Annotated in this window: 13 protein-coding genes and 1 pseudogene; 5 read left to right on the forward strand and 9 right to left on the reverse strand. The window is 71.6% G+C overall.

The features are described from left to right. Positions 1–102 precede the first annotated feature (102 nt). The 3 genes from folB to ACFWU6_RS11925 are packed head-to-tail and all read left to right on the forward strand — an operon-like array spanning position 103 to position 1,608. Positions 103–462, forward strand: coding sequence for a dihydroneopterin aldolase (gene folB, locus ACFWU6_RS11915; RefSeq protein WP_150209025.1), 360 nt, complete (start codon positions 103–105; stop codon positions 460–462). Continuing rightward, entirely contained in the window at positions 459–1,067 is a 609-nt protein-coding gene (gene folK, locus ACFWU6_RS11920) for a 2-amino-4-hydroxy-6-hydroxymethyldihydropteridine diphosphokinase (RefSeq protein ID WP_383980627.1), read from the forward strand. Before folB ends, folK begins: the two co-directional genes overlap by 4 nt. Positions 1,068–1,119: 52 nt before the next feature. Next, positions 1,120–1,608: a DUF3180 domain-containing protein gene (locus ACFWU6_RS11925; protein ID WP_383798454.1), complete on the forward strand. Its 489-nt coding sequence runs from the start codon at positions 1,120–1,122 to the stop codon at positions 1,606–1,608. A gap of 67 nt (positions 1,609–1,675) precedes the next feature. Here ACFWU6_RS11925 and folE read toward each other — a convergent pair whose 3' ends face one another. The 6 genes from folE to dacB form a co-directional block, all read right to left on the reverse strand. Further along, entirely contained in the window at positions 1,676–2,284 is a 609-nt protein-coding gene (gene folE, locus ACFWU6_RS11930; protein WP_383798451.1) for a GTP cyclohydrolase I FolE, read from the reverse strand. Between the two features lie 96 nt (positions 2,285–2,380). Then, complete coding sequence (gene ftsH, locus ACFWU6_RS11935) at positions 2,381–4,414, reverse strand: ATP-dependent zinc metalloprotease FtsH (RefSeq protein ID WP_383798448.1); 2,034 nt, start codon at positions 4,412–4,414, stop codon at positions 2,381–2,383. 206 nt (positions 4,415–4,620) lie between these two features. Continuing rightward, positions 4,621–5,181, reverse strand: a complete 561-nt coding sequence (hpt, locus tag ACFWU6_RS11940; protein ID WP_330297848.1) for a hypoxanthine phosphoribosyltransferase — start codon at positions 5,179–5,181, stop codon at positions 4,621–4,623. A gap of 65 nt (positions 5,182–5,246) precedes the next feature. After that, positions 5,247–6,296: a tRNA lysidine(34) synthetase TilS gene (tilS, locus tag ACFWU6_RS11945; protein WP_383980630.1), complete on the reverse strand. Its 1,050-nt coding sequence runs from the start codon at positions 6,294–6,296 to the stop codon at positions 5,247–5,249. A gap of 245 nt (positions 6,297–6,541) precedes the next feature. Beyond that, positions 6,542–7,687, reverse strand: a complete 1,146-nt coding sequence (locus ACFWU6_RS11950) for a zinc-dependent metalloprotease (protein WP_383798441.1) — start codon at positions 7,685–7,687, stop codon at positions 6,542–6,544. 38 nt (positions 7,688–7,725) lie between these two features. Further along, positions 7,726–9,180, reverse strand: a complete 1,455-nt coding sequence (gene dacB, locus ACFWU6_RS11955; RefSeq protein ID WP_383980632.1) for a D-alanyl-D-alanine carboxypeptidase/D-alanyl-D-alanine-endopeptidase — start codon at positions 9,178–9,180, stop codon at positions 7,726–7,728. A 133-nt stretch (positions 9,181–9,313) separates the two neighbouring features. On the opposite strand from dacB, the gene ACFWU6_RS11960 reads away from it, so the two are divergent. Both ACFWU6_RS11960 and ACFWU6_RS11965 read left to right on the forward strand, forming a co-directional pair. Then, the gene (locus ACFWU6_RS11960; protein ID WP_267723126.1) at positions 9,314–9,808 is read left to right on the forward strand and encodes an inorganic diphosphatase; all 495 of its coding nucleotides are present in this window, start codon (positions 9,314–9,316) and stop codon (positions 9,806–9,808) included. 264 nt (positions 9,809–10,072) lie between these two features. Beyond that, positions 10,073–11,716 carry a threonine/serine exporter ThrE family protein gene (locus tag ACFWU6_RS11965; RefSeq protein ID WP_383798435.1) on the forward strand — a complete coding sequence of 548 codons (1,644 nt, stop codon included), beginning with the start codon at positions 10,073–10,075 and terminating at the stop codon, positions 11,714–11,716. Here ACFWU6_RS11965 and ACFWU6_RS11970 read toward each other — a convergent pair. The 3 genes and pseudogenes from ACFWU6_RS11970 to ACFWU6_RS11980 form a co-directional block, all read right to left on the reverse strand. Continuing rightward, a pseudogene (locus ACFWU6_RS11970) lies at positions 11,713–12,550 on the reverse strand (VTT domain-containing protein). The gene ACFWU6_RS11965 and the pseudogene ACFWU6_RS11970 sit on opposite strands and share 4 nt — an antisense overlap. A gap of 130 nt (positions 12,551–12,680) precedes the next feature. Then, complete coding sequence (locus ACFWU6_RS11975; RefSeq protein WP_383980634.1) at positions 12,681–13,436, reverse strand: MerR family transcriptional regulator; 756 nt, start codon at positions 13,434–13,436, stop codon at positions 12,681–12,683. A 119-nt stretch (positions 13,437–13,555) separates the two neighbouring features. Beyond that, on the reverse strand, positions 13,556–14,068 hold the full coding sequence (locus ACFWU6_RS11980) for a DinB family protein (protein ID WP_383798425.1): 513 nt from the start codon (positions 14,066–14,068) through the stop codon (positions 13,556–13,558). Between the last annotated feature and the right edge of the window lie 55 nt (positions 14,069–14,123).

Below are 14,123 nucleotides of genomic sequence, written 5' to 3' on the forward strand. Positions count from 1 at the left end.
CAGGTAAATTCGAAGCCGGACGACGCCGACCGCACTCGGCGTAGGCCCATGGCCCCGGGGAGTCCCGGGACCGGAAGCACTACGAAAGCAGGAGTGATTCGCGTGGATCGTGTCGCGCTGCGCGGCCTCAAGGCTCGCGGGCACCACGGCGTCTTCCCCAGGGAACGCGAGGAGGGCCAGACCTTCATCGTCGACCTCGTGCTCCACATCGACACCCGCCCCGCCGCGGCCGATGACGACCTGGCCAAGACCGTGCACTACGGGGTGGTCGCGGAGGAGGTCGTCGACGTGGTCCAGGGAGAACCGGTCGACCTGATCGAAACGCTCGCCGAGCGGATCGCCCAGCAGTGCCTCAAGCACGAAGCGGTGGCGCAGGTGGAGGTCGTCGTCCACAAGCCGGACGCACCCATCACCGTCCCCTTCGACGACGTGACCATCACGATCACCCGGAGCCGCGCATGAACAACGGACTGAACGCACAGAGCGACCCCACGGTGCAGCCGGTACCCGCATCCGTCGTGGAAGCGGTCGACGCGGCCGACGTCACCCTCTCCAACCCCAAATGGGCCGTGATCGCCCTCGGCGCCAACCTCGGCAACCGGCTGGAGACCCTGCAGGGCGCCATCGACGCCCTCGGCGACACCCCGGGCCTGCGCGTCAAGGCCGTCTCCCCGGTCTACGAGACCGAGCCGTGGGGCGTGGACCCCGGCTCGCAGCCCGCGTACTTCAACGCGGTCGTCTCCGTGAAGACCACCTTGCCCCCGTCCTCCCTCATGGAGCGCGGACAGGCCATCGAGGAGGCCTTCGACCGCGTCCGCGAGGAGCGCTGGGGACCGCGCACGATCGACGTCGACATCGTCTCGTACGCCGAGGTGGTCTCCGACGACCCCCTGCTCACCCTGCCGCACCCGCGCGCCCACCAGCGCGCCTTCGTGCTGGCCCCCTGGAACGACATCGACCCGCAGGCGCAGATCCCGGGCCGCGGAGCCGTCTCCGGCCTGCTGGCCGGAATCGGCCTCGCCGGGGTCACGCCGCGCCCGGACCTGGAACTCCGCCTGCCCGAGTAGTCGTTAACCTGTGGGCTGCTGACGGATCGGCGCAGGAAGCGGGGACGGGCACGTGAAACCACTGAGGCCGGCGGTACTGGCGGGAATCTTCGCGGTCGCCGCCGTCCTGTCCTGGGCGGGAGCCCGCCTGCTGGACGCGTACGGCGGCCTGCCCGGCGTCCCGCTGGCCGCGCCGATCGTGCTCGCGGTCATCGCCGTCGTCCTACTGGCCACCGCCCTGTCGCTGCGCGCCCGGCTGAAGGCCCAGCGCGAGCGGCGGCCGGGCGCCAAGGGCGTCGAGCCGCTGATGGCAGCCCGCGCGGTGGTCTTCGGCCAGTCCAGCGCGCTGGTCGCGGCGCTCGTGGCGGGGATGTACGGGGGCGTGGGCGTCTTCCTGCTCACGGAGTCCCTGGACGTCCCCGCCCGCCGCGACCAGGCCTGGTACGCCGGCTTCTCGGTCCTGGCGGGTGCGGCCGTCATCGCGGCCGCCCTCTTCCTGGAGCACGTCCTCAAGCTCCCGGACGACGACGAGGAGTCCCCCGAGGCCCCGGCCCCCGCCTAGCCGTGACTGCCGTGCGTGCCGTGGCCGGGAGGGTCCACCGCGGTGGGCCGTCCCGTCCGCAGGCGGCTCAGCGGGCGATGATGAGGCTCATGGCCTCGCTGCGCGTCGCCGGGGCGCGGAGCTGTCCGCGGACCGCGGACGTGATCGTCTTGGCGCCCGGCTTGCGGATGCCGCGGACCGACATGCACATGTGCTCGGCCTCGATGACGACGATCGCCCCGCGGGCGTCCAGGATCTCCATGAGGGAGTCGGCTATCTGCGTGGTGAGACGTTCCTGCACCTGCGGGCGGCGGGCGTAGACGTCCACGAGGCGGGCCAGCTTCGACAGACCCGTGATCTTGCCGTTCTCCGCCGGGATGTAGCCGACGTGGGCCACGCCGTGGAACGGCAGCAGGTGGTGCTCGCACAGGCTCACGATCTCGATGTCCTTGACCAGGACCAGCTCGTCGTGGCCGAGGTCGAACACCGTGGTCAGCACGTCCTCGGGGTTCTGCCTCAGCCCCGCCAGGATCTCCCGGTACGCCCGCGCCACGCGCGCCGGGGTCTCCCGCAGACCCTCGCGGTCCGGGTCCTCGCCGACCGCGACCAGAAGCTCCCGTACGGCCGCCTCGGCCCGCTTCTCGTCGAACTCGCCGATCGTCCCCTCGCCACCGGTCAGGGTCACTGGGTCGGTCATCTCATCCTCGTTCCTGTGTGCCACGCAGACGGGCACGTGAAAGTGGTGCGCCCCCCAGGCTAGAACCTGGGGGGCGCACCTTCCATTCCGGGTGGATCAGGCCTCGGGGGTGTCCTCGGGGGCCACCTCGATGCCCTTCTCCGTGGAGACCGGCGCGGCGGCGGCCGCCGACGTGCCGTTCGCCGAGTTCGTCAGCTGGAGCTCCTTGGGAGAGAGCACCGGCGGACGGGTGGAGGGGGTGCGGCGGGAGGAGCCGGTCCACGCGGGGCGGGCCGGACGCTTCACGATCGTGGAGAAGATCTCGGCGATCTGCTCCTTGTTCAGCGTTTCCTTCTCCAGCAGCGCGAGGACCAGGTTGTCGAGGACGTCACGGTTCTCGACGAGGATCTCCCAGGCCTCGTTGTGCGCGGTCTCGATGAGCTTCTTGACCTCTTCGTCGACCAGCGCCGCGACCTCTTCCGAGTAGTCCCGCGGGTGCGCCATCTCGCGCCCCAGGAACGGCTCGGTGTTGTCGCCGCCGAACTTGATCGCACCGAGACGCTCGGTCATGCCGTACTGCGTGACCATGGCCCGCGCCGTGGCGGTGGCCTTCTCGATGTCGTTCGCCGCACCCGTGGTCGGGTCGTGGAAGACGAGCTCCTCGGCAGCGCGCCCGCCCAGCATGTATGCCAGCTGGTCGAGCATCTCGTTGCGCGTGGTGGAGTACTTGTCCTCCTCGGGCAGCACCATGGTGTAACCCAGGGCGCGGCCGCGGGACAGGATCGTGATCTTGTGGACCGGGTCGGAGTTCGGGGAGGCCGCCGCGACCAGGGCGTGACCGCCCTCGTGGTACGCGGTGATCTTCTTTTCCCGGTCCGACATGATCCGGGTCCGCTTCTGCGGTCCCGCCACGACACGGTCGATCGCCTCGTCCAGCGCGTGGTTGTCGATCAGCTTCTTGTCCGAGCGGGCGGTCAGCAGGGCCGCCTCGTTCAGGACGTTGGAGAGATCGGCACCGGTGAAGCCGGGCGTACGCCGGGCAACCGCGCCCAGGTCGACGTCCGGGGTGACCGGCTTGCCCTTCTGGTGGACCTTGAGGATCTCCAGACGGCCCTGCATGTCGGGACGGTCGACCGCGATCTGCCGGTCGAAGCGGCCCGGACGCAGCAGCGCCGGGTCGAGGATGTCCGGACGGTTCGTGGCGGCGATCAGGATGACCCCGCCCTTCACGTCGAAGCCGTCCATCTCGACCAGCAGCTGGTTGAGGGTCTGCTCGCGCTCGTCGTGGCCGCCGCCGAGACCCGCACCGCGGTGCCGGCCGACGGCGTCGATCTCGTCGACGAAGACGATCGCCGGAGCGTTGGCCTTGGCCTGCTCGAACAGGTCGCGGACACGCGAGGCACCGACACCGACGAACATCTCGACGAAGTCGGATCCGGAGATCGAGTAGAAGGGGACACCGGCCTCGCCCGCCACGGCACGCGCGAGCAGGGTCTTTCCGGTGCCGGGCGGGCCGTACAGCAGCACGCCCTTGGGAATCTTGGCGCCGACGGCCTGGAACTTCGCCGGCTCCTGGAGGAACTCCTTGATCTCGTGGAGTTCCTCGACGGCCTCGTCCGAACCCGCGACATCGGCGAACGTGGTCTTCGGGGTGTCCTTGGTGATGAGCTTGGCCTTGGACTTCCCGAAGTTCATGACCCGGGAGCCGCCGCCCTGCATCTGGTTCATCAGGAACAGGAAGACAACGACGATGAGGACGAAGGGCAGGAGCGAGAGCAGCACGCTCAGGAAGGGGCTGGTCTTGTCCGGAGAGACGGAGTAGCCCTTGGGGATCTGACCGGCTTCGTACTTGGTCTGGAGGCTCTGGGCGAGCTGTACGCCCTGATCCCCGATGTAGTTGGCCTGGAACTTGGTGCCGTCGCGCTTGTCGAGCTTCTGATCGCTCTTCAGATCGATCTTGATCATCTGGCTGTCGCCGGTGGTCAGGCGCGCCTGCTCCACCTGGCCACTGTTGATCGCCTTGACGACCTCGCTGGTGTCCACCGACTTGTAGCCGCCGCCGGAGCCGACGACATTCATCAACACGACCACGGCGAGGACGGCCAGCACGATCCACATGACCGGCCCACGGAAGTATCGCTTCACGTCCATCCATACGGGGCGCCAGGCACCCCGTCCCTCCTGCCCGTAGGTAAATGCTGCTGTGAGTAAAGACTGTTCTTCGGAATGTACCCCTGTATTGTCACCCGCGGCCTCGTGGGACGGCTGACAGACCCGCTTCCCCTGCTCCAACGGCGGGGAGCGCCCCCAGGTTCCCCCGGATCACCGGGAGGGCCTCCGGGGGCGGGAGGGGGTGGTCAGCCGCCGTACACGTGGGGGGCCAGCGTGCCGACGAACGGCAGGTTGCGGTACTTCTCCGCGTAGTCGAGGCCGTAGCCCACGACGAACTCGTTCGGGATGTCGAAGCCGACCCACTTCACGTCGATGGCGACCTTCGCGGCGTCGGGCTTGCGCAGCAGCGTGACGACCTCCAGGGAGGCCGGCTCGCGGGAGCCGAGGTTCGACAGCAGCCAGGACAGCGTCAGCCCGGAGTCGATGATGTCCTCGACGATCAGTACGTGCTTGCCCTTGATGTCGGTGTCCAGGTCCTTGAGGATCCGGACCACGCCCGAGGACTGGGTCCCGGCGCCGTAGGAGGACACCGCCATCCAGTCCATGGTGAGCGGGGTGGACAAGGCGCGCGCCAGGTCCGCCATCACCATCACCGCGCCCTTGAGCACTCCGACGATGAGCAGGTCCTTGCCCGCGTACTCCGCGTCGATCTTCGCGGCCAGCTCGGCGAGCTTCGCGTCGATCTCTTCCTTGGTGATGAGCACCGACTGGAGGTCGCTGCCCATGTCCTTCTCGTCCACCCGCATCACTTTCGTTGTCGGCCGGGGCTCCGGGGGCGACCCCGGAGGCTCAGCCGTGTTTCGAGCGCCAATCAGCCCTGCCGAATGACAAGTCTGCCACCCTGCCGCTGGGCCTCGACCCGGCCGGGCAGGTTGATGGCGCCCTGGCCGCGCCATCCGGTGATGAGGCGGTCGACTTCCTCGATGTGGCGGGCGAAGAGGGAGCCCGCGGGGGAACCGGCCGCGACCACCGCCCTGCGCAGCACCCGGCGGCGGACGGCCGGGGGCAGGGCGTACAGCTTGGCGCACTCCAGGCGGCCGTCCGCGTCCCGTACGCCGGAGTCCGCGTCGGCGGCCCAGGCGTCCAGGGCGTCGGCGTCGTCGCGGGAGAGCTGGGCGGTCCGGGCGAGCGCCTCGACGACCCCCTTGCCCAGCGCCTTCTCCAGGGCGGGCAGTCCCTCGTGGCGCAGGCGGGAGCGGGTGTAGGCGGGGTCGATGTTGTGCGGGTCGTCCCAGACGGGGAGGGACTGGACCATGCAGGCCTTGCGGGCGGTCTGCCGGTCGACCTGGAGGAAGGGGCGGCGGTAGCGGTTGCCGCGCCCGGGGCCGCCGGACTTCTCGGCCATGCCGGACAGGGACCGGATGCCGGAGCCGCGGGCGAGGCCCAGCAGGACGGTTTCGGCTTGGTCGTCGCGGGTGTGTCCGAGCAGCACGGCGGCGGCGCCGAGCCGGTCCGCGGCCTCGTCGAGGGCGCCGTAGCGGGCGTCGCGGGCGGCGGCCTCGGGGCCGCCGTCCCGGCCGACGCGCACGGCGACGGACTCCACCGGGTCGAGGCGGAGCGCGGTCATGCGGGTGACGACCTCGGCGGCGCGCAGGTCGGAGCCGGCCTGGAGGCCGTGGTCGACGGTGATGCCGCCCGCCCGGATGCCGAGTTTGGGGGCCTCGAAGGCCAGGGCCGAGGCGAGGGCCATCGAGTCGGCGCCGCCGGAGCAGGCGACGAGGACGAGTGGCGGGGTGCCGACCGGGGTGCGAGGGTCGGTGCGGGGGTCGGTGCGGGGGAGGTCGGTGAGGTCGGTGAGGACGTCGTGGAGTACGCGGCGGACCGCCAGGCGTATCGCCGCGACCGCAGGATGGGGACCCATGTCCGGTGCCCTTCGTGGAGTTCGGATGCCTCGGGGGCTTCCGGCTGCCGCCGGTGGTGCCCCCTGGAGTGGGGTGCTCGGGGTGTGCTGCCCGGATACCCCCGCAGGACGGGGTTGTCACTCAGAGTGCGTCGATGGTGACAGAACCGGGCCGTTCCCCGAGCATCGCACGCCCTTTCACGGCCCACGGTCCCTCGGACGGGTGACGCTACTTCCCCCAGTGAGACATGTTTACGCCCCCTGGGTCACCCCTGTTCGCTCTCTTCGCTCCCCTTGCGGTGCACCCGGGCCACCCAGTCCGCGGGCCTGGCGATCTCGGCCTTGGTCGGCAGTGTGTTCGGAGAGGTCCAGACGCGGTTGAAGCCATCCATGCCCACCTCGCCCACGACGGCGCGCACGAACCGCTCGCCGTCGCGGTACTGGCGCAGCTTGGCGTCGAGGCCGAGGAGCTTGCGCAGGGCCGCGTCGAGCCGTCCCGCGCCGCTGGCCCTGCGCTGCTGGAACTTCTCGCGGATCTCCGCGACGGAGGGCACGACCTCGGGGCCCACCCCGTCCATGACGAAGTCGGCGTGCCCCTCCAGGAGGGACATGACGGCGGTCAGCCGGCCCAGCACCTCCCGCTGCTCGGGGGTCTGCACGAGCTCGACGAAGGAGCGGCCCTCCTCGCCCCGCTCGGCGTCGGGGCGCGCCCCGGCGAAGGACTGGGCCGCCTCGCGCAGGCGCTCCAGGACCGTCATCGGGTCCATCTCGGTGGCCCCGAGGAACGTCTGGATTTCGCCCTCCAGGTGGTCCCGGAGCCACGGGACGGCCGTGAACTGCGTACGGTGTGTCTCTTCGTGCAGGCAGACCCACAGCCGGAAGTCGTGCGGGTCCACCTCCAGCTCGCGCTCCACGTGCACGATGTTCGGCGCGACGAGCAGCAGCCGGCCGCCGCCCGTGGAGGAGCCCGGCAGGTCGCGGGAGGCCGGGGCGAAGGTCTCGTACTGGCCGAGCACGCGGGAGGCCAGGAAGCTCAGCAGCATCCCGAGCTCGACTCCGGTGACCTTGCCGCCGACCGCGCCCAGGACGGCGCCCCCGGGGGTGCCCGCGCGGCGCTCCTGCATCCGGCCGAGGAGCGGCTGGAGCAGCTCGCGGAAGCCCGCGACGTTGGCCTTGACCCAGCCGGCCCGGTCCACGACCAGGACGGGCGTGTCGGGCAGGACGATCCCCTCGGGCATCATCCCGGTGAACTCGCGTACGTGCCGTTCGGAGGTCCTGGCGTGCCCGCGCAGCTCCGCGACGACGGCCCGCGCCTCGTCCCGGCCGATCTCCGGGCCGGGGCGCACCAGCCGGGTCGCGGTCGCCACCGCGAGGTTCCAGTCGACCATCTCCGCACCACTGATGCTCGTCATGCGTCAACCGTACGTGGACCGGGCCTTCCAGGGACCCCCTACGGCGTGGCCGCGACCGCGGCGGCCAGCTTGTCCAGCCCCTTCTCCGCGGCCTCGGGGCCGGGGCTGTTCGCGGTCAGGAAGGCGAAGGCGAGGAGTCGGCCGGAGGGGTCGACGACGGTGCCGGCGAGGGAGTTCACCCCGGTCAGGGTGCCGGTCTTGGCCCGGAGCAGGCCGGCGGCCGGGGAGGTGCCGGCGTTGCGGGTGCGCAGGGTCCCGGTGAAGCCGGCGACGGGCAGCCCGGTCAGGACGGGCCGCAGCTCCGGCCGCTGCGGATCCGCGGCGCGGACGAGCAGTCCGGTCAGCAGGCCGGCGCTGACCTTGTCGGCGCGGTTGAGGCCGCTGCCGTCGGCGAAGCGGGAGCCGGCGGTGTCGACGCCGAGGGTCGCGAGCCGGGCGGCGACGGCCTTCTCGGCGCCCTCGAAGCTGGCCGGCTGCCCCGAGGCGAGCGCGGTCTGCCGGGCGAGGGACTCGGCGATGTCGTTGTCGCTGTTGGTCAGCATCCGCTCCACCAGGCCGGCCAGCGGGGTGGAGAGGGTGGTGGCCAGCGGCCGGGCGCCCCCGGGGGCCTTGGCGCGGGCGGGTTCGCCGGTGACCTCGATGCCGCGCTCGGCCAGCAGCGCGGCGAAGGCCCGGGCGGCGTCCCCGGACGGGTCGCCGGTCCGCTCCACGGGGCCGGAGGAGGACTCGTCGGGGCGGCCCTCGTCGGCCGTCAGGGCGGTGACGGGCGCGATGTTGGGGTTGACGCCGATCGGGTGGCGGGCGGCCCCGCTGTAGAGGGAGTCGTCGTACGCGAGGCTCACCGAGGCGGTGCCGGCGGCCTTGAGGGCGCGGGCGGTGTCGGCGGCGAGGGCGACGAGGCTGCCGCCCGGTCCGGCGGGCGCCTTCTTCCGGGCGGTGAGGGACGGGTCCCCGCCCCCGACCAGGACGATCTGCCCGGGGGCGGCTCCCGGGGTGACGGTGGTCCTGATCCGGTGCTCGGGCCCGAGGGCGGCCAGGGCCGCCGCCGCGGTGGCGATCTTGACGGTGGAGGCGGGGGTCATGGCCTCCCGCGCCCCGGACTCGTACAGCACCTGCCCGGTGGCGGCGTCCACGACGGAGGCGGTGCGGACGGTGCCGAGCGCCCGGTCGGCGAGCAGCGGGCCGAGGGCGGCGGCGAGCCCCTCGGAGGCGGACGCGGCCCGGCCGTGCGCGGCGCCGGGACCGATCGCGCCCAGCACCCCGGGGGCGCTGGGGGCGGCCTGCGGCACGGAGCCGCCGCCGTGATCTGCGCCACCCGCACGGCCCCAGGAGGCGACCGCGTCCCGCTCGGCCTTACGCTGGCCGGAGTCCCAAGGACCGGCTGCGGCCACCGCTGCCCCCGACAGGGCCAGGCCGACCGCGGCCGACCCCGCGATGAGCTGCCACGTCTTGACCAATGGCACCTCGGACCAGCCCCTTTCGCGATCACACATATGCGTGAGGGACACTTAACCACTGCGTCTTGCGGCGAGCATGGCACCCCACCCGGCAGGGCTGGGCCGGACGTGCACGTTTTCGGATCGACGCAGGCTCGAAGCAATGAAGCTGATCATGGAGGAGCAGGACGTGGAGTTCGACGTCACCATCGAGATCCCCAAGGGTTCGCGGAACAAGTACGAGGTGGACCACGAGACCGGCCGGATCCGTCTGGACCGTCGCCTCTTCACCTCGACCAGCTACCCGGCCGACTACGGCTTCGTCGAGAACACCCTCGGCGAGGACGGCGACCCGCTGGACGCGCTGGTCATCCTGGACGAGCCGACCTTCCCGGGCTGCCTGATCAAGTGCCGCGCGATCGGCATGTTCCGCATGACGGACGAGGCGGGCGGCGACGACAAGCTGCTGTGCGTGCCGGCCTCGGACCCGCGCGTCGAGCACCTGCGCGACATCCACCACGTCTCCGAGTTCGACCGCCTGGAGATCCAGCACTTCTTCGAGGTCTACAAGGACCTGGAGCCCGGCAAGTCGGTCGAGGGCGCGAACTGGGTCGGCCGCACCGAGGCCGAGGCCGAGATCGAGAACTCGTACAAGCGCCTCGAGGCGCAGGGCGGCCACCACTAGGCTCCGCCGGCGAGCGGGCCGCAGGGCCCGTCCCACGGCCTCCGCGGCCCCCGGGCACGACAGCGGGCGGCACCCCTCACGGGGGGTGCCGCCCGCTGTGCGTTCCCGGCACGGGCCGGGCGAGGGGGCGGGTGCGGGGCCGGTACGGAGCCGGTGCGGAGCCGGTGCGGATGCGCGGGTCCGCTCCCCGGCCCGTGCCCCGGGCGACGGGGACGAAGCGATTCCGCATACTGGTGACGCTGGTGATCACGGACAGGAGGACGCGTGGCGGAGGCCGACGGGGCAGAGGACAGGAAGCCCCAGTCAGACGAGGCGCGCAGCGCCTTCACCCCGCCCGCCGGGATGGAGCCCGAGGCGCTGGAGGAGGACCAGCCGACCTCCGAGTTCGCGGTGCCCGACGGCTTCGCGACCCAGCCGGTGGAGCCCGAGGGCTCCGCCTTCGCCCACCCGGCCACCTACAGCGCCCAGCACTCCCCGCCCGCCTTCACCCCCGCCCAGGGGTTCCCGGTGAGCCTGCTGAAGGAATCCCCCTGGCAGGACCGGATGCGCACCATGCTGCGCATGCCGGTCGACGTCCGCCCCGTCCCGGAGCGCGTGTACAAGCAGGCCGAGGAGACCGGCCCGGCCGTGGGCCGCGTGCTCGACCTGACCCTGCGCATCGGCGAGCTGCTGCTCGCGGGCGGCGAGGGCGCCGAGGACGTGGAGGCCGCCATGTTCGCGGTGGCCCGCTCGTACGGGCTGGACCGCTGCGAGCCGACCGTCACCTTCACCATGCTGTCGATCACCCACCAGCCCTCGCTGGTGGACGACCCGGTGTCGGCGAACCGCACCGTGCGCCGGCGCGGCACCGACTACAACCGGCTCGCGGCCGTCTTCCGGCTGGTGGACGACATCAGCAGCCCCGACGACGACGTCTCGCTCGAGGAGGCCTACCGGCGCCTCGCCGAGATCCGCCGCAACCGGCACCCGTACCCGGGCTGGATGCTCACCACCGCCGCCGGACTGCTCGCCGGGGCGGCCTCCACCCTCGTCGGCGGCGGGGTCCTCGTCTTCTTCGCGGCCGCGATCGGCGCGGTCCTCGGCGACCGGCTGGCCTGGCTCTGCGCCGGCCGCGGACTGCCCGAGTTCTACCAGTTCGTCGTCGCCGCGATGCCGCCCGCCGCCCTCGGCGTGGCACTCAACATGACCGGGATCGACGTCAAGGCCTCCGCCGTGATCACCGGCGGACTGTTCGCGCTGCTCCCCGGGCGGGCCCTGGTCGCGGCCGTACAGGACGGCCTGACCGGCTACTACATCACCGCGTCCGCCCGCCTCCTGGAGGTCATGTACCTCTTCATCGGCATCATCCTGGGCGTCCTGGTGGTGCTCTACGTGGGGCTGCAGTTCAACGCCTCGCCCCGGCCGGAGGAGGTGCTCCAGATCCAGCAGCGGCCGCTGATCCAGATCGCCGCCTCGATGGTCCTGGTGTTCACCTTCGCGATCCTGCTCCAGCAGGAGCGCTCGACCGTGTGGATCGTGACGCTGAACGGCGGGATCGCGTGGTCGACGTACGGCGCCCTGCACTATGCGGGCGGCCTGGAGCCGGTGCCGTCCACCGCCATCGCGGCCGGCCTGGTCGGCCTCTTCGGGCAGCTCTTCTCCCGGTACCGCTTCGCCTCCGCCCTGCCGTACGTGACGGCGGCCATCGGCCCGCTGCTGCCCGGCTCGGCGACGTACTACGGGCTGCTGCTGATCGCCGAGAACCATCTGAACCAGGGGCTCGGCTCGCTGACCAACGCCGCCGCCATCGCCCTGGCCATCGCGATCGGCGTCAACTTGGGCTCGGAGGCCTCGCGGCTGTTCATGCGGATCCCGGGGGCCGCGAGCGCCGCCAAGCGCCGCGCCGCGAAGCGCACCCGCGGCTTCTAGGACGGCCCCGGCCGGCCCCCGGCGTCCCGCGAGCGGGTACGCGGACGCCCCGGGGCCGCAGACGGGCCTCCGGGGCGTACGGGTGGTGCGGGGTGGTGCGGGTGCTGCCGGTGGTGCGGGTGGTGCGCGCCGGGACTAGCGCTTGGCGTGGCGGCCGCGCTGGCCCGGGGCCTGGCCGCCGTCGGCCTCGGCCGGCGCCGCGGCGCCCGCCGTGACCTTGGCCTCCTTGCGGGCCTTGAGCACCTCGAAGACCACCGGGATCACGGAGATCAGGACGATCAGGATCAGGATCGGCTCGATGTTCTCCTTGATGAAGGTGATCTGGCCGAGCCAGTAGCCCGCGATCGTGATGCCCGCGCCCCAGCCGATGCCGCCGATGACGTTGTACGTCAGGAAGGTGCGGTACCTCATGGAGCCGGCGCCCGCGACCATCGGTGCGAAGGTGCGGATGATCGGCACGAACCGGGCGAGCACGATGGCCTTGGGGCCGTGCTTGTCCATGAACTCGTGCGCCGTGTCGAGGTTCTCGCGCTTGAAGACCTTGGACTTGGGACGGTTGAAGAGCTTCGGCCCGAAGAACTTGCCGATCATGTAGCCGACCTGGTCGCCGATGATCGCGGCGGCCACGATCAGCGTGCAGACCAGCCAGAGCGGCTGCTTGATGTACTCGCCGTTGGCGACGAGCAGGCCTGCGGTGAAGAGCAGGGAGTCACCGGGGAGGAACGCGAAGAGTCCCGACTCCGCGAAGACGATGACCAGGATGCCGATCAATCCGAAATGCGAGATCAGATAGTCCGGGGACAGCCACTCAGGGCCGAGCGCAATCGTGTACACGGGTTCCGGACTCTCCTGGATCGGGGGGTTGCCGGCGGGGGCAGGCGGATGCTGGTGGTCACAATTATCAACGCACGCGACCCCCGCCGGGTTCCAGGAACCGGCGGGGGTCCAATCCGTGACCTTCCGTCTACACGTTGCGGACGGCGTTCGCCGTGATCGCGTCCCGGACGAACACCGCGAGCCCCGGCCGCAGGGCGTCGTAGTAGGCGGTGAACCGCTCGTCCGAGACGTACATCTCGCCCATGCAGGTGTGCATCTCGTACGAGCAGGCGAAGTGGTTGCCGATCCAGGCGCGGTGCTCCTCGGCCAGGTCCATGGCCGCCTCGGACCCGGCGGACGCGCCGGTCCCCATCAGGGCGACGAAGCGCCGGTTGAGGTCGTCGGCCTCGTCCTGGATGCGCTGCCAGTCCGCCTTCGTGTAGGACGCGGCCCGGCGCTGCGACTCGGCGTACGCGTCCGTGCCGCCCCAGCGCCGCTCGACCTCCTCGGCGTGCTCCTCGGGGTCGAAGTCACCGAAGACCTCGAACTTCTCCTCGGGCGTGAGGTTGATGCCCATCTTCTTCGCCTCCATGGCGTGCTCAACGGCCTTGGCCATCTGCTGGAGCCGGGCGATCCGGTCGGACAGCAGGGCGTGCTGCCGGCGCAGGTGCTCCCCCGGGTCCGATTCCGGGTCGTCCAGCAGGACCGCGACCTCTTCGAGCGGGAAGCCGAGCTCCCGGTAGAACAGGATGCGCTGCAGGCGGTCCAGGTCGGCGTCGTCGTACCGCCGGTGACCCGCGTGGCTGCGGCCGCTCGGGGAGAGCAGCCCGATCCCGTCGTAGTGGTGCAGGGTGCGCACCGTGACTCCGGCGAAACCGGCGACCTGGCCCACGGAATAGCCCATCTCCTCCGCTCCTCTCGGTTGGGTACGCCCCTCACTGTGGTCCCTCACGCGGCGTGAGGTGCAAGTCCGCCCGCCGGCGCGTGCACGAGGAGCCGGATCGCCGACACGGGGCCGGGCGGCTAACCCATCGCGCGGGTCCCGTCGAGGGATTCGCGGATGATGTCCGCGTGGCCGGCGTGCCGGGCGAACTCCTCCACCAGGTGCAGCAGCAGCCAGCGCATCGAGACCTCGGCGTCCTTCGGGAACCAGGGCGCCGGCGGCAGCGGGAAGGCGTCGTCGAGGCTCGGGACGGCGGTGATGAAGGCCTCGGTCTCCTTGCGCACCCCGTCCCAGAAGGCCAGCACGGACGGTACGGACTCCCCCTCGACCAGGCGGAAGGCCTCGTTCCAGGCCTCCTCCGAGCGCGCCGTCCCGTCGGGCCTGCCCTGCGCCATCCGCAGCCAGCCCAGCTCGCACTCCGCCGCGTGCTTGAGCAGCCCGGACAGCGACAGCTCGCTGACGCTCGGCCTGCTCGCGGCCTGCTCCTCGGTCAGGCCCTGCGCCGCCTCGCGCAGCGCCGCCCGCTGGGCCTCGACGAAGGCGAGGAGCGTGCCCCGCTCGTCACCGGGGACCTCTGTGGAAACCTGAGCCATGGCAGACCGCCTTCTTCCGTGTGCGTGCGGGGTTCGCGTCTCCCCTGCTGACACG

The sequence above is a fragment of the Streptomyces sp. NPDC058674 genome, assembly GCF_042716505.1.
GTDB lineage: Bacteria > Actinomycetota > Actinomycetes > Streptomycetales > Streptomycetaceae > Streptomyces.